Below are 17,816 nucleotides of genomic sequence, written 5' to 3' on the forward strand. Positions count from 1 at the left end.
ATCAATGCACCACCAATACGGGTCGGACACTGGCATCGAGCGCGCTGCGCTCGATGTAGCCAATCAGGGTCGGGTTGTCGGCCACCAGCTTGCGCACTGCCTGGCTATTCGGCAGTTCGCGCGGCGGCTGGCCGCGGCCGGTGAAGATTTTCTTGGTCCAGTAAGCCTTCATCAGCGCCGGCGTGCGGTTCGCCACCTTCAGGTAGAACTCGTCGCGCAGCGGGGAGCCGATCGGCAGGTCGAGCGCCACCGCCTCGCCGCCGTCCGGGAAGCGGCGCGCCTCGGCCAGGAAGATGTCGGCCACCTGTTCGGCGCGCAGGGCGGCGACCGGGCTGCGCGCCGACACCACCACCACCAGGTCGGCGGCGGCGGCCGCGCCGGCGGCCAGCGCCAGCAACAGGCAGCATAGGAATTTGCGGATCATGCCGTGCCCCCGCTCAGAAAACGAAGTCCAGCGCGGCGCTGACCACGCCGAAGCTGCGGCCGTAGCGGTAGCCCGGCTGCAGGTTGGACAGGGTGCCGCTGGTGCCCTTGCGCGGGCGCACATGGTCGAACTGCAGCTTGACGGCGGCATTGCTGGCGGCGTCCCAGCGCAGGCCGGCGCTGACGCTGTCCTGCACCGAGATCATGCTGAGCCAGGCGTTCAGCTCCGTATTCAGGCGCTGGCCGGCCGCCGCGTACGGGGGCGGCAAGGCCGCCAGGTCCAGGCCATCGACGCGGGTGGCGGTATTGGCCACCACCTTGCTGAACGTGGCGTACGGCGTGAAGCTGCCGAAGCGGTAGCCGCCGCTGATATAGCCGGCGCTCTTGTCGCCCAGCAGGGAACGCGCATTGATGCGGCCCACCTCGCCCATCACGAACCATTGGCCCGGGTCGTAGGAGGCGCCGATGCTGAGCACCGAAGCGCGCTTGCCGTCCGGTTCATAACGGCGCGCCAAAGCTTCGCCCTGCGGGCCGAACTGGCGCAAGGCCGTGAACAGCTGCTCGCCCATCCTGGTTTCCAGGTCGGCGCGCAAGGCGGTGGCGCGCACGGTCACGGCGCCCATGGTGCTGGTGTTGGAAATGCCCGTCAGCTGGTGCGCGTCGGCGCGCAAGGTGTCGGACAGGCGCACCCGGGTGCGCCCGAACAGCACCTGGGTCGTGTGCTTCCACTGGCCCAGGTCCCAGCGGTAGCTGGCGTCGATGCCATCGCTGTTGCTGATCGGGAGCGCGCCATACAGTTCGGTCGGCGTGCGCACCGAGGTCAGCGCGTAGCTGGCTTTGCGGTAGTCGCCGGACAGGAACAGCGGCAAGGCGATGCGGCCAAAACGCAGGCTCAGTTCCGGCGACACCTGGTATTGCACATTGGCCCATTCCACCACCGGACTCCAGGAATTGGTCAGGTTGCGCTCGGCCACCACCTGCAGCACGGCCGACCACTGGCCGCCATCATAGGCCAGCTGGCTGCCCAGGCGGCTGTCGACGGCATAGCTCCAGTCGCGCGTGGCGCCGGCCTGGCCCGGGTTCAGCGGGTTGGCGGAAAAGTCGGCCTGCTTTTCGCTGGAATGCACGGCGCTCAGGGTGCCAAAGCCGCCAAAGGTCCAGTCGCTGCCCTCGCGATGGCCGGCCTGCGCCGGCACTGCGGCAAGCAGTTGCAGGGCCAGCACGGCAAGGGCAGTCGGGGCAGGCGTCAGGTGCAGCTTTGGCATAATGGCACTCTTGGCAAGAAACGTCGGCAATATTCGGGCAACGCTTGCCATTCTGGCATGCGTACGCTGGGCGAACCGGGGTGGATAAAGGCTGGGCGGACAAAGCGCGCCAATTGAATTCTCACACTTTATAGCAGCCGTTTGTAACTGTCGAGAAATTTCCGTAGAGTACTGTTTCTATCCGTTGGGTAATTATCAACGCTAATAAAAAGCAAAGGAATCAAGGACATGCAGCAAACCTCCTGCGGAACGCTCGTGGTAAATTCGACACGCCAGTTGCTGCTTTGTCATGTCACTGGCACCGGCAGCTGGGATATCCCCAAGGGCCTGCAGGACGCCGGCGAGACGCCGCTGGCGGCGGCCCGGCGCGAGCTGTTCGAGGAGGCGGGACTGGACTTTGACGCCAGCCGTTTTGAAGACCTGGGAGAGTTCAGCTACCGCCCGGACAAGCGGCTGCACCTGTTCAAGGTCGAAGTGGGGGACGAGTTGTGCAGCCTGGACCACCTGCGCTGCACCAGTTTTTTCCCGCACCAGCGCACCGGCGAGCCGACGCCGGAGGCGGACGGCTTCCGCTGGGCCGCGCGCGATGAACTGAGCACGCTGTGCTGGCCGCGCATGGCGGCGCGCCTGCTGGCGATGGAGTGGTGATCAGGCGCCGCCGGACACGCGCAGCGTGGTGCCGGTGATGTAGCGCGCCGCCGGCGACAGCAGCCACACCGCCGCTTCCGCAATTTCCTCCGGATCGCCCACGCGCAGCATGGGGATACGGCCCGCAACGCGCGCCGGCCGCCCGGCATCGCCGGAACTGGCGTGGATGTCGGTCTGGGTGGTGCCCGGCGCCACGCCGCACACGCGAATACCCTCCGCCGCCACTTCCTTGCCCAGGCCCATGGTGAAGGTATCGACCGCCGCTTTGCTGGCGGCGTAGCCGACATACTCGTTCGGGCTGCCGGCCGTGGCGGCGGTTGAGCTGATATTCACGATCACCCCGCCCTGCCCGTGCGCGCGGAAAGCCGCCAGCGCCAGCCGGCTGCACTGCATCAGCCCCAGCACATTGGTGCGGAACACGCGCTCCAGCACCGCCGGGTCGGTGGCGCTGAAGGTGCCCAGGCCGCCGGTAATGCCGGCATTGTTGACCAGGCCCGTCACCGGCCCCAGTACACGCTCGGTTGTGGCGAACAGGCGGGCGATATCGTCGTCGCGCGCCACGTCGCCCTGCACCGCCACGGCGCGCCCGCCGGCCGCCTCGATTTGCGCCACCACGCGCGCCGCCGCGTCGGCGTCGCTCACATAGTTCACAGCCACCGCCCAGCCGTCGGCGGCCGCCTGGCGGGCAATTGCGGCGCCGATGCCACGGCTGGCGCCCGTCACGATGAGTACTTTATCCATGCGCCGTATTGTATTTGATCTGGGTCATGGAATCCGCAGCGCCGGCGCGCCAGACTGGCGCAATCGACAAGGAGGTCACCATGCAACGCCTGGAATGGAGCCCGCTGCTGGAAACCGGGGTTGCCGAAATGGATGCTTCGCACCGCGCGCTGCTGCAAGCTATCCACGCAACCATCGACGCCGACGATACATCCCTGCCTGGACGGATCGCCGCACTGCTGGCCGCCCTGGCCGCCGATTTCGCCGAAGAAGAAGCCATGATGGACCAGTTGCACTACCCCGCCGCGCATGAGCACCGCGCCGCCCACCGCCGCCTGCTGGCCGCGCTGCAGCACGCGCTGCCCGTGGCGCAGGTCGATCCCGACGGCGCGCGCACCCTGCTGGAGCGGCTGCCGCGCTGGTTCCTGGGCCACCTGAGCGCGATGGACCTGCCGCTGGCCGTGGCCTATGAACGGACCGCGCGCCCCTACGCGCCGCCGCCCGGAGCACAGCTGCGGATCGAGCTGGCGCGCCTGCTACAGGAGCAAACCATCTGATTTAACGATAGATCTCATCGAAACATATAGGCTTCCGGAATGGGTTGCTGCGGCATAAGATGCCTCCATCAACAACACATTCCTGAAGGAGCCATACCATGAACAACCAAACCAACACCACTGTCCTGCCACTGACCGGCCGCATCCTGATGGCCGCCATCTTCATCATGAGCGGCATCGGCAAAATCGCCGCCCCGGCGGCCACCATGGGCTACATCAGCGCCATGGGCCTGCCCTTCCCTGCGGTGGCGCTGGCCGGTGCCATCGGCATTGAAGTGATCGGCGGCCTGCTGCTGGTGCTCGGCCTGTACACCCGCCCGGTCGCCCTGGCGCTGGCCGCGTTCTCGATCGTGACGGGCCTGGTCTTCCACAGCGCCGTCGGCGACCAGAACCAGATGATCCACCTGATGAAGAACCTGGCCATGGCTGGCGGCCTGCTGCAAGTTGCCGCCTTTGGCGCCGGCAGCCTGAGCCTGGATGCCCGCCGCGCTCCGGCCGCGCTGCGCGCCGCCTGAACGGTTGCCGAAAAACGGCGGGACACTTAGACTGCGACACCAAAAAGGAGATTTAGTCTGATGTTCCGCCACATCCTCATTCCCAGCGACGGTTCCGCCGCGTCCCAACTGGCAGTCAACGCCGCCTTGCGCATGGCGCGCGAGAGCGGCGCCCGCGTAACCGCCATCCACGTGCTGCCGGAAGAACCGGCCCTGGTGTCGCGCACCGAAGCCCAGCTGGCGGCCGCCGCCGAGGACGAAATCCTGGCCGCCATCGCGCGCCAGGCCGGCACCCTGCACGTCAACTGCACCACCCTGCAAGTCCACCACGAACAGCCGCATGCGGCCATCATCGCCACCGCCCTGCAGCGCGGCTGCGACCTGATCGCCATGGCCTCGCGCGGGCGCAGCGGCCTGGCCAGCCTGATGCTAGGCAGCCAGACGCAGAAAGTGCTCACGCACAGCAAGATCCCGGTACTGGTGTTCCGCGAGGGTTGACGCGCCCTAGCGCAGGCGCGCCTTGAGGTCGTCGTAGATCGGCACCGCCGCCAGCGCCAGCAGCACGCCGGCCAGCGGCAAGGTCGCGCCAAAGCCAATCGCCTTGAAGCCGAACGCGCCCGCCAGGGCGCCGATAAAGAAGGACCCGACCAGGGCGGCCAGGATACGCACCCGCTTCCAGTCCGCAGCCACCAGCGGCACGGCCTGGTCGTCGCGGTTCCAGTAGCACGCCTTGCCGGCCTCGATACCCAGGTCGGTGATGATGCCCGTCATATGCGTGGTGCGGATCTCGGCGTTGGAAAGCTTGGTGATGACGGCGTTCTGCAAACCCATCATGAAGCACAGCAGCGTGACCGTGGCCGGCAGCACCAGCACGTCGATCGCCTGCAGGCGCGCGCCAAGCACGCCGAAGGCCAGCAGCAGCAACGCTTCCAGCAGCAGCGGCAGCGCGAACTCGCTGTGCAGACGGCGGCGGCGGGCGAAATTGACCATGATGGCGCAGCAGGCGGCGCCCGCCATAAAGGCCAGCAAGGCGCCGGCGCAGTCGATGGCGGCCTCGATGGCACCCAGCGCCAGGTCGTCGGCGGCGGCCGACAGGATGCCGGTCATATGGGAGGTGTACTGCCGGACGGCGAGGAAGCCGCCGGCGTTGGCCGCCCCCGCCACGAAAGCGAGGGCGATGCCGAGGTGGCGATTAGCCTGGGCGGCGCGCTGCCGCCCGGTCAGGCGTCTGACATAGTTGATCGGCATTCGTCCCCGGCATGGTCATGGCTTACAGGTAAGCGCTGACGTCAGGACGGGTGGCCAGGGCTTGCTGCACCACCTGGACAATGTACTCGCGTTCCGCGCCGCGCAGTGGCTGGCGTGGGCGGCGTACGTTTTCGTTGCCGACACCGACCAGTGCTTCCACCAGTTTCAGATTTTGCACCAGCTTGGTCGAAACGTCGAGGTGCAGCAGCGGCATGAACCACTGGTACAGCTTCAGCGCTTCCGCATAGCGGCCGGCTTTCATCAGTTTGTACAGGGCCACGGTCTCTTTCGGGAAAGCCACCACCAGGCCGGCCAGCAGGCCGTCCGCACCCACGGCCAGGCCTTCGAAGGACAGGTCGTCCACGCCCATGAAGATGGCGTAGCGGTCGCCCACGGCGTTGCGCAGGTCGGTCACGCGGCGGATGTTGTCGGTCGATTCCTTGATCGATTCCAGCTCTTCGCAGTCGGCCAGTTCCTTGAAGTCGGCCGGGGTCAGGTCGACTTTATAGGTCACCGGGTTGTTGTACACCATGATCGGCAGCTTGGCAGCCTTGGCGATGGTGCGCAGGTTGGCTTTGGCCTCGTAGGCGTCGGCGGCGTACAGCACGGAAGGCATCACCATGAAGCCGTCCACGCCCAGGTCGCGCGCTTCCTGCACATAGCGCTCGGCGTTGGCGGTGCGGGTTTCGCTGACGTTGGCCAGCACCGGCACGCGGCCGTTGGCCACTTTCACGGCAGTCTTGGCGACCGCCAGCTTCTCTTCAAACGACAGGGTGCTGGCTTCGCCCAGGGAACCGCAGGTCACCAGGCCGTGGCAGCCACTGTCGATCATGAAGGAGAAGTGCTTCTCCATTTCGGCGTGGTCCAGCTCCTCGTTGGCGTGGAATTTGGTGGTTACTGCAGGGAATACGCCTTCCCATTTGATTGCTGCCATTTCAAGTCTCCTTGTGAGGTTCGAGGGTGATGATGCTGCCGGCACGGGCCGGCGAGATCGGTGTACGCACGGCGTCCGGACGCCATCCATACAGGAAATCGGTTGCGTTGCCGCAGATGCGGCCCTGGCACGGACCCATGCCGCAGCGGGTGTGCAGCTTGGCGCTGCGCCAGTTCGGTTGCGTGCGCAACTCGTCGTGGCACACGTCTTCGCAGCGGCAGACGATGGTCTCGGGCTGGGCCAGCGTGCGCAGTTCGGCGCGCGGCGCGAAGGCTTGCGCCAGCCTGCCGGCGAAACCGCGCCACTTGTCGCGCTCGGCGAAGTGGACCTGGGCCGCGCTGGACTGGCCGGCAGCCGCCAGGCCGGCGATGCGCCCTTCCACCAGCGCCAGGTCGACGCCGCCAACGCCGGTGCCTTCGCCGGCGCAGAGGATGTTGGCCACGCTGGTGTGCTGCCACGGGTCGGTCTTCACCGCGCCGTCTTCGATGGCGCAGCCCAGGGCGCGCGCCAGCTCGGTATTGGGCAGCAGGCCGTAGCCGCAGGCCAGGTAGTCGCAGGCGATGTCGATGCTGGCGCCCTTGCGCTGCACCAGCACGGCGCCCAGCTTTTCGTCGCCGCAGGCGGCGCTCACATAGCTGTCGCTGTAATACGGTATGCCGCGCAGGCTGGCGCCCAGCTTGAGCGCCTGCAGCGCTTTGGACGGCGTCAGCGCCAGGCCGGCGGCAAAGCGCGCCAGCGCCGGCAGGCCGGCCTGCTCGATGATGGCGGCGACAACCGCGCCGCGCTCCTTCAGGGTGGCCGCCACCGCCAGCAGCAACGGGCCGGTGCCGGCCACCACCACGCGCTTGCCCTGCACTGGGTAGCCGCCCTTGGCCAGCGCCTGCAGCCCGCCGGCGCCGGTCACGCCGGGCAGCGTCCAGCCGGGGAACGGCAGCAGCAGCTCGCGCGCGCCGGTCGCCAGGACCAGGCGGTTGTAGCGGATGCTGTGCGCCTGCTGCGCGTCCTGCACCAGCAGTTCGCCGGGCTGGGTTTGCATCAGCACGCGGGTGGCGGGCAGGAAGACGACGTTGTCCGCCGCCTGCAAGGCCTGCCACAGGTCGCGCGCCCTGGAGTCCTGCTGCTTGCCCGGACCGCCGCGCCAGATCTGGCCGCCGGCCAGCGGGTTATCGTCGATGATGGCGATGCGGCCGCGCGCCGCGCCGGATGCGGCCTGCGCCGCTGCCAGGCCGGCCGGGCCGGCGCCAACGATCACAATGTCAAAAAATTGCGTCATGCCGCAGCTCCCGTCTGCACATCCATGCCCGGCGCGGCCAGCGTCTGGCAGGACAGCACATGGGCACGGCCGTTGACCGTGACGCGGCACTCCTGGCACACGCCCATGCCGCACAGCGGTGCGCGCGGCTGCCCGCCGACCGAACGGCGCGTTACGCCCGCCCCGCCCGCGCCCTGCCCCGCGCTCGCCAACGCCGCAGCGCACGGCGAAGCGCCGGCAGCGGCGGCAGCAATCTGCGCGCGGCCCGCCGCGCCCGCCGCGCCAGCCGCCTCGCGCGCATCGGCCGCAATCGCGATTGCAGCGGCAACGGTGGTGCCGGCGGCGACGGAAGTGCTGCGCCCGTCGATCGTCAAAGTAATCTGGTCAGCCATAAGCCCTCCCCCGCTCGCCGAAGCGGCCTGGCAGGTAAGGACGGGCATCGATGCCCGCCTGCCCGCCCGCCATCTGCGCGGCCAGCAGTTCCGCCGTCGCCAGCGAAGTAGTGATGCCCAGGCCTTCATGCCCCGTCGCCAGCCACACGTCGCGGCGCGCCAGGTCGGGACCGATCAGCGGCAAGCCATCCGGCGTCGCCGCCCGCAGACCGGTCCAGCAACGCAGTATGTTCAGCCCAGCCAATGCCGGCGTGTATTCCACCGCCCGGCGCAGCATGCGCGCCATCATGGCCGGTTCCGCCGCCAGGTCGGTGGTATCGAACTGGCGGGAAGACCCGATCAGCACCTGCCCGGTGGGGCGCGGCTGCAGGTTGAACGCCACCGAATCGCCATCCGACGCATGGGCGCTCTTGATGTAGCCCAGCTCCACCAGCTGGTGCCGGATAAAGCCCGGGTAGCGGTCGGTAATCATGATGTGGCCCTTCTTGGGCCGCAGCGGCAAGTCCGGCGCCAGCCCCAGGCAACGCGTGCCCGCCGCCAGCACCACCTGGCCCGCCGACAGATGCGAACCATCCGCCAGCCGCACGCCGCCCTCCTCCAGCGCCACCACATCGCCCTCGATGAGGGTCGCGCCGCGCGCCACCGCCCGCGCCAGCAGGATGCGAGCGCTCTTGGGCGGATACACCAGCCCATCGCCCTGCACGAGCAAACCACCGGCCAGGCCCGGACGCAGCTGCGGCTCCAGCTTGTACAAATCCGGCGCACCGATCACATCGCACTGCAGGCCATGCGCCGACATGGTGGCGGCCTTGGCGCGCGCCGCCTCCAGTTCCTCATCGTCGGCAGCCACCCAGATCGTGCCGCAGCGGCTGTACTCATGGCGCTGCGGCTGGCCGTCCACCAGTTCGCGCCACAGCTCCAGCGAATGGGAGCTCAGCGCCAGTTCGGCCGCGTTGTCGTCCATGGCCACCAGGTGGCCCATGCCGGCCGCCGTGGCGCCGCTGCCGACCGCATCGCGCTCGACCACGGCCACGCGCAGGCCGCGCGCCGACAGGGCATCGGCGCAAGCCGCGCCGATAATCCCGGCGCCGACGATCAGCACGTCCGGTTTCATGATCAACGAATGCCCCAGACGAATGGATCGCTCGGATCAAGCACCAGGGTCGACGTCGCATTGACCCACGCCTTGCCGCGGATCGAAGGCAGCACGCGCTCGCCATCGCGGCGATAGGAAGCCTCGAACACGCTGCCGACGATGCTCTCCTGGCGCCACACCTCGCCCTCGGCCAGCTTGCCGTCGGCCGCCAGGCAGGCCAGCTTGGCGCTGGTGCCGGTGCCGCAAGGCGAACGGTCGTAGGCGTTGCCCGGGCAGAGCACAAAGTTCTGGCTGTCCGCGCCGTTGCGCGAATCGGCAAAGAGTTCGATATGGTCGATCAGCGCGCCGTTATCGCCGGTAATGCCTTGCGCCTCCAGCGCATCCTTGATCGCCGTGGTGTAGTTGGACAGCTCGCGCACATTGCCCAGCTCCAGCTGCCGGCCATGGTCCGACACCAGGAAGAACCAGTTGCCGCCCCAGGCGATATCGCCACGCACCACGCCGTAGCCCGGCACATCGACCGGCACCGCCGACGCCTTGCGCCAGGACGGCACATTATTCACGGTCACGCTGCCATCTTCATGCAGCTGCGCCTCCACCACCCCCACCGGCGTATCGATCCGGTGCACGCCGGCGCTGATGCGGCCCATATAGGCCAGCGACGCCACCAGGCCGATGGTGCCGTGGCCGCACATGCCGAGGTAGCCGACGTTGTTGAAAAAGATGACGCCTGCGGCACAATCCGGCGCATGCGGCTCGCACAGCAGCGCACCGACCAGCACGTCCGAACCGCGTGGCTCGCACACCACGCCGGAGCGGAAACCGTCATGCTCATCACGGAAGCGCGCCAGGCGCTCATTCAGGGGGCCGTTCCCCAGGTCGGGGCCGCCGTCAATCACCAGGCGGGTGGGTTCGCCGCCGGTGTGGGAATCGATAATGGCTATGGTTTTCATGCTTGCCATCTTAGGCTCTTCGCCGCCCGCCGTCTTGCATCGCCGCCTCGTTGAAGGTGACGAAATCTGCACAATCGTGTAAAAATGAAGTAATTGACGGGGAGGACGGCATGGCAGCACATCATTTACACAGTTCCGCGCGCAGCGAAATGGGCGCAAAGATCGGTGATGTCTTCTTTGCCGAGCCCCTGTTCGACACCCTGCCGGACGTGGTGTTCTTCCTGAAAGACCGCCAGGGCCGCTATGTGGTGGTCAACCAGACGCTGGCCCGCCGCTGTGGCATGAAGGACAAGGCCGGCCTGCTCGGCAAGACCGCCAACGAAGTCTTCGCCGCCCCACTGGGCCAGCGCTTCCAGGCCCAGGACCAGGCCGTGCTGGACGACGGCATGCTGATCGAAGACCAGCTGGAGCTGCACCTCTACCCCAACCGCGACCCGGGCTGGTGCCTGACCCAGAAACGCCCGTTGCGCGACGCCCACGGCGCCATCATCGGCCTGGCCGGCGTGTCGCGCGACCTGGCCATGGCCGACCACAAGAACCCGGCCTACCACAAGGTGGCCGACGCCGTGCGCCTGATCCACGAAAAGTACAGCGAACCCCTAACCCTGCCGCAACTGGCGCGCACCGCCCATATGTCGGTCGCACAGATCGAACGCTACTTCGACCGCATCTTCCACCTCACACCGCGCCAGATGATCATCAAGACCCGGCTGGAAGCCGCCTCGCGCCTGCTGGCAGGCAGCGCCAGCGTGGCCGATATTGCCCAGGCCTGCGGCTACGCCGACCACAGCGCCTTTACCCGCCAGTTCCGCGCCACCGTCGGCGTCACCCCCAGCGAATACCGCCAGTTGCAGCGCGGCGACTGAGCCTTCGCCCGCCGCGCTATCCTGCGAACTCCAATGGTATGCTGCGCAATATGAAAATTCGCCTCCCCGCCATCCTCGCCACCCTCTGCCTGACGTTCAACGCCACTGCGGAACCGCTTTTGTTCACAGGACAGGTGCAGTCAATCACACTACAGCCGTCCGGCGTCGGCCAATGCTCGCTGCCGTGCGGCGCCCCGAAGCCGCCGGTGAATGGCATCCAAAGCATCTGTATCAGCAATATGGGCGGCTGCCAGAACGCCATCGTCAAGGTATTGACCGACCACCTGGGCGGTGGCGCGGAAGGCAAGGAATTGGCGTTCGCTTCGCGCACCGGGGAATGGGGCAAGCTCAATTTCCCGAATATGGCCGAGCCTATCCTGGTTTACTCACGCGGCGGCCAGCCACGATGGCACCCTTTAGTGGAGCGTGAAGGGACAAGCTACGTGGACGCGCCCGACGGCCAACGCCCACTAAGCGACTTCATAAACGAGTTTCAGGCGCAGCCCGTCAGCTCACGGTAGGCGGGACGCTCCCGCAACAACTCCAGGTAGCCCTGAATTGCTGGATAGGACGGTCGCTCGATCGGCGTTTGCAGCCATCGGTTCAGCGACAGGCCCAGCACGATATCGGCCAGTGTGAAGGCGGCGCCGGCGGCATACGGCCCGTGCGCAGCCAGATGGCGGTCCAGGATACCGACATTCCGGTTCCAGGCCGCCGCACTGGCCGCAACCTGCGCCAGATCGGTGAACGCGGCATGCCCCCGCACCAGCGCCATGAATGCATAGCGCCAGGAAGAATTCAGGTCCGTCGCCTGCCAATCCATCCACTGCTCAACCCGAGCGCGCGCCTGCGGATCGACCGGCAGCAAATCAGCCCGCCCCGTCTTGCCAGCCAGGTAGCGGCAAATACTGTTCGACTCCCACAGCACAAAGTCACCATCCACCAGCACCGGCACCATCGCATTCGGATTCAGCGCCAGGAACTCAGGCACATTGGTGGCACGGAAGCCATCGCCCCAGTCCTCGCGCTCATATGGCAGACCGGTTTCGGCCAGCGTCCACATCACCTTGCGCACGTTGATAGACGTAGGCTTTCCCAACAGTTTGATCATAAGGCTCAGCTCAACCAGAAATCGTCAACGGACAAATCATAAACCGAATTTGACCCAGATCATGGCTGCACGACTCCCGGCGGCACACACTGCCTGCATCCAGTCCAACAGGAGGAAGCTATGTACAAGCACATTCTTTTCCCGACCGACGGTTCGCCCGCCTCCAACGCAGCGCTGCATGAAGCAGTCAATTTCGCCAAGGAAGCCGGGGCACGGATCACCGCGCTGCACGTCATCCCTGAGTTCCACATCTTCACCTACCACCCCGACATGCTGGAGGACACGCGCGGCGTGTACCTGAAGGAAAGCGAACGCCATTCAGCGGCCGTGCTGGAAGACGTGGCCAAGGTGGCGCGCGAGCACAACGTCCCCTGCGACGTCGTACAGCGCCGTTCCGACCAGCCCTATGAAACCATTGTCGCCATCGCCGTCGACTACGGCTGCGACCTGATCGCCATGGCCACCCACGGCTACAAAGGCGTACGCGGCGTGCTGCTGGGCAGCGAAACGCACCGCGTGCTGCTCAACACACCAGTGCCGGTACTGGTCTTCCGGCCGCGCGAAACTGCGGCTTAAACGCCACAACGCGCAAAGAGAATTATGACGACCCCGTCACACTGCGCGACCAAAACTGGACAAATCGCCGGATTTGTCCAGGATGGGACTTTTCAAACCGGTATATAAGCCTGGCGTCTGAATCGCCAAGCTTTTCCATATTTGTCCGGTACCCCGTGCTGCAGCATAGTCACGCCCATTATTTACAGCACGGGGAACCACCATGTCTTTCGCAATCCGCCAACTGGCGCTGGCCGCCGCCCTGGTCGCCGCAAGTGCCGCCCAGGCCTCCAGCGCCGACCACCACGAATTTGAAGCCACCCTGCACGCGCCCTACCGCGCTGCCGCAGGCGCAAATGAAGCGCGCAGCTTCACCCTTGAATTCAGCTTCCCCAACGTCAGCGAAGCGCAAGCCGTAAGCTGGGTGCTGGAAGTCGTGTCCCCCAACGGCACCACGGTGGAACGCTGGACCGGCGTCGAACGCCTGCACGGCAAACCGGTCAGCGTGAACGTCGACTGGCAAGGCCGCAACCGCCGCAATGCCCTGCCACGCGGCATCTACAAAGCCCGCCTGCGCGCCATATCGGAAGAATCGAAACGCGGCCTGGCCGCCAGCGCCGACGCGGTACAGGCCCGCATTGCCGCCCACGGCGACGATGTGCACGAACAGGAATGGGACATTGCCATCGGCCAGCAGCAGACCAAAGCTGGCGCGCCGGTCATGATGGCCGCCGCACCGGCCCCCTCCGCCCTGCCATACACCGTCTACTTCGGCAACCTGCACAGCCAGACCAACCACAGCGACGGCGGCGGCGACCTGGCCAGCTGCAGCGGCGCGCAAGCGCCGCAATCGGCAGCCTACGGCCCGAACGACGCCTTCAGCTACGCCAAGAACCGCGGCCTCGATTTCCTGATGGCGTCCGAACATAACCACATGTACGACGGCTCGGACTCCACCAACACCTCGGCCAGCCCCGCCACCGCTAAGGCGCTGTACCAGTCCGGCCTGAGCGACGCGGCCAACTTCAACAGCGCCAACCCCGGCTTCCTCGCCATTTACGGCCTGGAATGGGGCGTCATCAACAACGGCGGCCACCTGAACATCCTGAACGCCAACGAGCTGCTGGGCTGGGAAAGCAACAGCTCCGGCCAGCTGCTGGCCGACACGCTGACCGCCAAGAACGACTACGCCGCCCTCTACACCCTGATGCGCCAGCGCGGCTGGCTGGGCCAGTTCAACCACCCTTCCACCTCGGGCCAGTTCCTGGTCAACTCCGTACCGCTCGGCTACACCGCCGACGGCGACGAAGCCATGGCCCTGTGCGAAGTGATGAACACCTCCGCCTTCTCCACCAACACCACGGAAAGCGAAACAGGCCGCAGCAACTACGAAGGCGCCTGCCGCAAAGCGCTGGAAGCCGGCTTCCACGTGGCCTTCTCCACCAACCAGGACAACCACTGCGCCAACTGGGGCGCCTCGTACACCAACCGTACCGGCGTGCTGATCCCGAACGGCACCGCCCTGACCAGCGCCAGCTTCATGGACGCGATCCGCGCCCGCCGCGTGTTCGCCACCATGGACAAGACCTCGCAGCTGGTGCTGACCGCCAACGGCCGCATGATGGGCGAACGCTTCACCAACAGCGGCCCGCTCAACCTGGTGGCCAACTTCAGCAGCACCAGCGGCAAGACCGTCTCCACGGTCGAAATCTTCGAAGGCGTCCCAGGCCGCAACGGCACCGTGACCCTGCTCTCCTCCAGCGCCAACACCACCACCACGCCAAGCGACGGCGCCCACTTCTACTACGCCAAAGTGACGCAAAACGACGGCAACATCCTGTGGTCGGCACCGGTCTGGGTGACGCAGCAGGCTGGCGGCGGCGACACTGCCCCCCCAACCGTCAGCGCAACGAGCAGCGGCAGTAGCGGCACCATCACCTTCAACGCCAATGCCAGCGACAACGTGGGCGTGACCAAGGTCGAGTTCTACGTCGACGGCGCGCTGAAAGGCAGCGACAGCGCAGCGCCCTGGTCCTACGCCTTCAACTCCAGCAGCATCGCCAACGGCAGCCACGCCCTGACCGCCAAAGCGTTCGACGCCGCCGGCAACAGCACCCTGTCGGCGCCCGTCAACTTCAACGTCAGCAACGTCACCGCGCAGCAGCTGGTGCTGAACGGCGGCTTCGAATCCGGCAACACCAACTGGAGCGCCAGCAGCGGCGTGATCACCAACGACAGCTCGGTCGCCGCCCGCACCGGCAGCTGGAAGGCCTGGATGAACGGCTACGGCAGCGCCCACACCGACACGCTGTACCAGCAAGTCAGCATCCCATCCAGCGCCAGCAGCGCCACCCTCGGCTTCTGGCTCAAGATCACATCGGACGAAACCACCACCAGCCAGGCCTACGACACACTGAAAGTCCAGGTCCGCAACAGCAGCGGCGCGGTACTGGCCACCCTCGCCACCTACTCCAACCTGAACAAAGGAACGAGCTACGTGCAGCGCACCTTCGACCTGGGCGCCTACAAGGGCCAGACCGTGCGCATCTACTTTGAAGGCGTGGAAGGCTCCACCGTCGCTACCTCCTTCATCGTGGACGACGTGACGCTGAACGTGCAATAACCAAGCTGCACCCTGGGCACAAGCCTTTGTCAGGCTTGTGCCTGAGACCACCGCCGCACTCAATTGGACTCCTCTTGCTGTAAGCCGAATTCTGGGGTGTAATGGCGCCTCTTAGTTATTAAATGAGCAACGCCATGCATAACAGCCTGCCAGAAGACGTCTTCTATCAATCACTGCGCGAACCCTTACTGCGGTTTTATGGTTACGAGCAGTTGTTCTCCGATCACGTGGAGACCTTTGGGCAGGTGACTGCCGGCCTGCAACACCACGCGCAGAACCCGGGCGGCAGTTCGCACTACAGGTTAATGGACATGGCCGAACTCCTGGCCAGCGACGCCACGGCACACCTGGTCAACTGCTACAGCGCCGGCCACCCGATCTCCGACCTGCAACAGTTCTATGGCCGGGCAGTTGAGTACTGGGAGACTTACGCACATTATAACCAGGCCTACAACGACAGCGGCGAGCGTGAAACACCATGGGCGCATGTACCGCTGGCCAGCCCCAAATACCACCAGGCGTTGACAATGACCTGCTTCGCCCTCCTGCTCGGCAAGCAAGACATGCTGCAGCGGCTTGCCCCCTTACTGGACTACTGCAACGACTATCGCGATGGGCTGCTCGAACGCCTGCTAAGCTGCAGCGTCGACGGCCGGGAGCCAGGCACCAGCATTTGCAGGCGCAACCTGCCCTATTCGAAAACACTCGCCATTTTCTCCGCGCCAGCAGCGAACCGCCCGCAATTGATGGCACGCTACCTCGCCGAGTGGTACCAGTCCAGCCGGCGGGAAGACTACTTCAACCGGCACGAAAAGGGACACGACTTCGTCGGCTACTGGTCCTGGGAGGCTGCGGCGATCACGCTGGTACTGGGAATCGACGACAGCAGCTATCGCGACATGCCCTACTACCCGAAGGATATCGTCGATTTCGCGCGCGCTGCGTATGGGGACGATGGGCCGGTCTATCACGCCCCTGCCACGCTGGGCCCCAGCGAGTTGCCCGTCCCATCCAGCTTTGGCGAACTGCAGGAGTATTGGCAATTCAAGAAATTCTCCATGGCCGAATTCGAGAGCAAGCGCCGTTCCGGCCGCATGCGCTACGAGAGCTATGAAGACAACCTCGAATACGCAGCGCTGAAGACCTTCTACGAATGCGGCGACCCCGATGATTACGACGCGGCAGCCCAGTTGGCATGGGAATCCGTCAACCACCTGCGCAACTGCTTCAGCGCCGGCCATACGCTGGAAGACTTGCATGCCTTCTATCCTTTGGCCGTCGGCTTCTGGGAGAACTACGGGCGTTTGCTGAAGTCCTATGCGCCCGGCGCGAATGCGGCTCGGGCATATGAGGACGACGACTACGATGAATTCAAGACCTGGGTTGACTTGCGTGGCGACGATTACCATACCGCCCTGTCGCTGGTGTGCTTCGCCATCCTGCTCGGCCACCAGGACCAGTTGGCCCGCATCATGCCCGTCCTCGACCACGGCAACCAGCGTCGCGACGCACTGTTGGAACAGCTTGTCGCGCCATGGGTACCTGGCCGAGGCGAAATGCCAAAGAAATGCACACGCGGCAAACCCTACTCGCAAACCTTGCCGCTGTTCTCCTGCGCACCGGAGAAACGTGCAGCCATGATGGCGGAATACATGCGCGGATGGTACGACATGAGCGAGAACGAGCCCTACTTCGGCACCAACCGAAAAGGCATGCAGTACTTTGGCTATTGGTCATTCGAAGCGGCCGCCATCACCTTCGTACTCGGCATCGACGATGCGACTTACCGCGAGGACCGCTTCTATCCGCGCGACCTGGTCGACTTTGCCCTGTCACGCGCTGCCTGACCAATTTGACTTTGCCAAGCTTGAAATCGCTGAACTGAAAGTACTGGCACGCAACGCTTCGCGCCTCCAGCGAAGGCACTACATCGACCTAGGGCGCGACCACCTAGCCTGGCAAGAAATCGCCGCATCGTCGGAATTAGAGGGCATCACCATGACCGACAGTGCCAAACGTGCCGGACGCATGATCCCCGGCTACCCCAGCTATGTACAGGTAATAATGAAGGAGAGCCGCGCCAGGCGTCTGCGTTGACCCGGCGTCGATTCAGTCAAGGCCGCGCAGCACCCGCGCTGCCCGGCCTTGACGGCCCGGACCAAAGCACCCTCGGTCATGCGGTCCAAGCTGGATGTTCGCCTTGCGCCGCACGTAAACTCGGGGCTGGGCCTTGGGGTTGCATTCACACCAACTAACGGCGAAGCGCGGAGGCAAGCGAAGGCACGGGCGCCGTAGCGCGCCCTGTAGCCCTGACCATGTTGCGTGTTCATACTGACTGACGGCAGCGCGCTGCCGTACGCGCCGTAGGAGCGCACGCCGTGGCGCTGACTGCTTGATGCGCCCCCAAGGCGCACTAGCTGGATTGGCAGCCACGCAGGGGCGCAAGACATAACGCCCGTTCCGTCAAGCCGCAGGGCGCGTAGGCGAAGCCGGAGCGATCGGCCCAAGGAACGAAGCGCAGCGTAGTGAACGGGCCGATTTGACGGAATGCCGCGTTATGTGGAATCGGCCGCGCAGCGGCCGATTTCCCCCGGAGCGACTGTGCCTTTGCTGGTGTTGACCTGACTGACGGCGGAGCGCGGCGGCAAGCGCCGCCAAGCGCGCGCCCCCTAGCCCGCG

At 65.7% G+C, this 17,816-nt stretch carries 19 protein-coding genes; 9 read left to right on the top strand and 10 right to left on the bottom strand.

What is annotated here, in order from left to right:
- Position 1 precedes the first annotated feature (1 nt).
- Together ACE3TQ_RS08685 and ACE3TQ_RS08690 are read right to left on the bottom strand one after the other, a co-directional pair.
- Positions 2 to 424: a phosphate ABC transporter substrate-binding protein gene (locus tag ACE3TQ_RS08685; protein WP_374581682.1), complete on the bottom strand. Its 423-nt coding sequence runs from the start codon at positions 422 to 424 to the stop codon at positions 2 to 4.
- A gap of 13 nt (positions 425 to 437) precedes the next feature.
- Positions 438 to 1,688 (bottom strand): porin, encoded by a 1,251-nt coding sequence (locus tag ACE3TQ_RS08690; protein ID WP_374581683.1) that lies wholly within the window; start codon positions 1,686 to 1,688, stop codon positions 438 to 440.
- A gap of 228 nt (positions 1,689 to 1,916) precedes the next feature.
- Between ACE3TQ_RS08690 and ACE3TQ_RS08695 the strand changes: the two genes are divergently transcribed.
- Positions 1,917 to 2,336, top strand: coding sequence for an NUDIX hydrolase (locus ACE3TQ_RS08695; protein WP_374581684.1), 420 nt, complete (start codon positions 1,917 to 1,919; stop codon positions 2,334 to 2,336).
- Here ACE3TQ_RS08695 and ACE3TQ_RS08700 read toward each other — a convergent pair whose 3' ends face one another.
- A complete protein-coding gene (locus tag ACE3TQ_RS08700; protein WP_374581685.1) occupies positions 2,337 to 3,077 on the bottom strand; it encodes an SDR family oxidoreductase in 741 nt (246 codons plus the stop codon).
- Positions 3,078 to 3,103: 26 nt separating this feature from the next.
- On the opposite strand from ACE3TQ_RS08700, the gene ACE3TQ_RS08705 reads away from it, so the two are divergent.
- The 3 genes from ACE3TQ_RS08705 to ACE3TQ_RS08715 all read left to right on the top strand — a co-directional run bounded on the left by ACE3TQ_RS08705 (position 3,104) and on the right by ACE3TQ_RS08715 (position 4,605).
- Positions 3,104 to 3,613 (top strand): bacteriohemerythrin, encoded by a 510-nt coding sequence (locus ACE3TQ_RS08705; protein ID WP_374581686.1) that lies wholly within the window; start codon positions 3,104 to 3,106, stop codon positions 3,611 to 3,613.
- Positions 3,614 to 3,711: 98 nt separating this feature from the next.
- The gene (locus ACE3TQ_RS08710) at positions 3,712 to 4,128 is read left to right on the top strand and encodes a DoxX family protein (protein ID WP_374581688.1); all 417 of its coding nucleotides are present in this window, start codon (positions 3,712 to 3,714) and stop codon (positions 4,126 to 4,128) included.
- A 60-nt stretch (positions 4,129 to 4,188) separates the two neighbouring features.
- Complete coding sequence (locus ACE3TQ_RS08715) at positions 4,189 to 4,605, top strand: universal stress protein (RefSeq protein WP_374581689.1); 417 nt, start codon at positions 4,189 to 4,191, stop codon at positions 4,603 to 4,605.
- A gap of 6 nt (positions 4,606 to 4,611) precedes the next feature.
- Here the strand turns inward: ACE3TQ_RS08715 and ACE3TQ_RS08720 are convergent, their stop codons facing one another.
- The 6 genes from ACE3TQ_RS08720 to ACE3TQ_RS08745 all read right to left on the bottom strand — a co-directional run bounded on the left by ACE3TQ_RS08720 (position 4,612) and on the right by ACE3TQ_RS08745 (position 9,991).
- Entirely contained in the window at positions 4,612 to 5,355 is a 744-nt protein-coding gene (locus tag ACE3TQ_RS08720; protein WP_374581690.1) for a YoaK family protein, read from the bottom strand.
- 22 nt (positions 5,356 to 5,377) lie between these two features.
- Positions 5,378 to 6,289, bottom strand: a complete 912-nt coding sequence (locus tag ACE3TQ_RS08725) for a dihydrodipicolinate synthase family protein (protein ID WP_374581692.1) — start codon at positions 6,287 to 6,289, stop codon at positions 5,378 to 5,380.
- A 1-nt stretch (position 6,290) separates the two neighbouring features.
- Entirely contained in the window at positions 6,291 to 7,562 is a 1,272-nt protein-coding gene (locus ACE3TQ_RS08730; RefSeq protein WP_374581693.1) for an FAD-dependent oxidoreductase, read from the bottom strand.
- The gene (locus ACE3TQ_RS08735) at positions 7,559 to 7,753 is read right to left on the bottom strand and encodes a 2Fe-2S iron-sulfur cluster-binding protein (protein WP_374581757.1); all 195 of its coding nucleotides are present in this window, start codon (positions 7,751 to 7,753) and stop codon (positions 7,559 to 7,561) included. The genes ACE3TQ_RS08730 and ACE3TQ_RS08735 overlap by 4 nt, the downstream gene beginning before the upstream one ends.
- A gap of 172 nt (positions 7,754 to 7,925) precedes the next feature.
- Positions 7,926 to 9,047, bottom strand: a complete 1,122-nt coding sequence (locus ACE3TQ_RS08740; protein ID WP_374581758.1) for an NAD(P)/FAD-dependent oxidoreductase — start codon at positions 9,045 to 9,047, stop codon at positions 7,926 to 7,928.
- A 2-nt stretch (positions 9,048 to 9,049) separates the two neighbouring features.
- Positions 9,050 to 9,991 (bottom strand): 4-hydroxyproline epimerase, encoded by a 942-nt coding sequence (locus ACE3TQ_RS08745; RefSeq protein WP_374581695.1) that lies wholly within the window; start codon positions 9,989 to 9,991, stop codon positions 9,050 to 9,052.
- A 101-nt stretch (positions 9,992 to 10,092) separates the two neighbouring features.
- On the opposite strand from ACE3TQ_RS08745, the gene ACE3TQ_RS08750 reads away from it, so the two are divergent.
- Positions 10,093 to 10,848, top strand: coding sequence for a helix-turn-helix domain-containing protein (locus ACE3TQ_RS08750; RefSeq protein ID WP_374581696.1), 756 nt, complete (start codon positions 10,093 to 10,095; stop codon positions 10,846 to 10,848).
- 50 nt (positions 10,849 to 10,898) lie between these two features.
- Positions 10,899 to 11,369: a hypothetical protein gene (locus ACE3TQ_RS08755; RefSeq protein ID WP_374581697.1), complete on the top strand. Its 471-nt coding sequence runs from the start codon at positions 10,899 to 10,901 to the stop codon at positions 11,367 to 11,369.
- On the opposite strand, the gene ACE3TQ_RS08760 is transcribed toward ACE3TQ_RS08755, so the two are convergent.
- Positions 11,342 to 11,959 carry a glutathione S-transferase family protein gene (locus ACE3TQ_RS08760; RefSeq protein ID WP_374581698.1) on the bottom strand — a complete coding sequence of 206 codons (618 nt, stop codon included), beginning with the start codon at positions 11,957 to 11,959 and terminating at the stop codon, positions 11,342 to 11,344. The two genes, ACE3TQ_RS08755 and ACE3TQ_RS08760, sit on opposite strands and share 28 nt — an antisense overlap.
- Positions 11,960 to 12,079: 120 nt before the next feature.
- On the opposite strand from ACE3TQ_RS08760, the gene ACE3TQ_RS08765 reads away from it, so the two are divergent.
- From ACE3TQ_RS08765 to ACE3TQ_RS08775, 3 genes are all read left to right on the top strand, one after another.
- Complete coding sequence (locus tag ACE3TQ_RS08765; RefSeq protein WP_374581699.1) at positions 12,080 to 12,535, top strand: universal stress protein; 456 nt, start codon at positions 12,080 to 12,082, stop codon at positions 12,533 to 12,535.
- Between the two features lie 202 nt (positions 12,536 to 12,737).
- A complete protein-coding gene (locus tag ACE3TQ_RS08770; RefSeq protein ID WP_374581701.1) occupies positions 12,738 to 15,137 on the top strand; it encodes a CehA/McbA family metallohydrolase in 2,400 nt (799 codons plus the stop codon).
- 311 nt (positions 15,138 to 15,448) lie between these two features.
- Positions 15,449 to 16,984: a PoNe immunity protein domain-containing protein gene (locus ACE3TQ_RS08775; protein ID WP_374581702.1), complete on the top strand. Its 1,536-nt coding sequence runs from the start codon at positions 15,449 to 15,451 to the stop codon at positions 16,982 to 16,984.
- Positions 16,985 to 17,816 lie beyond the last annotated feature (832 nt).

The sequence above is a fragment of the Pseudoduganella sp. genome, assembly GCF_041914865.1.
Lineage (GTDB): Bacteria > Pseudomonadota > Gammaproteobacteria > Burkholderiales > Burkholderiaceae_D > Rugamonas.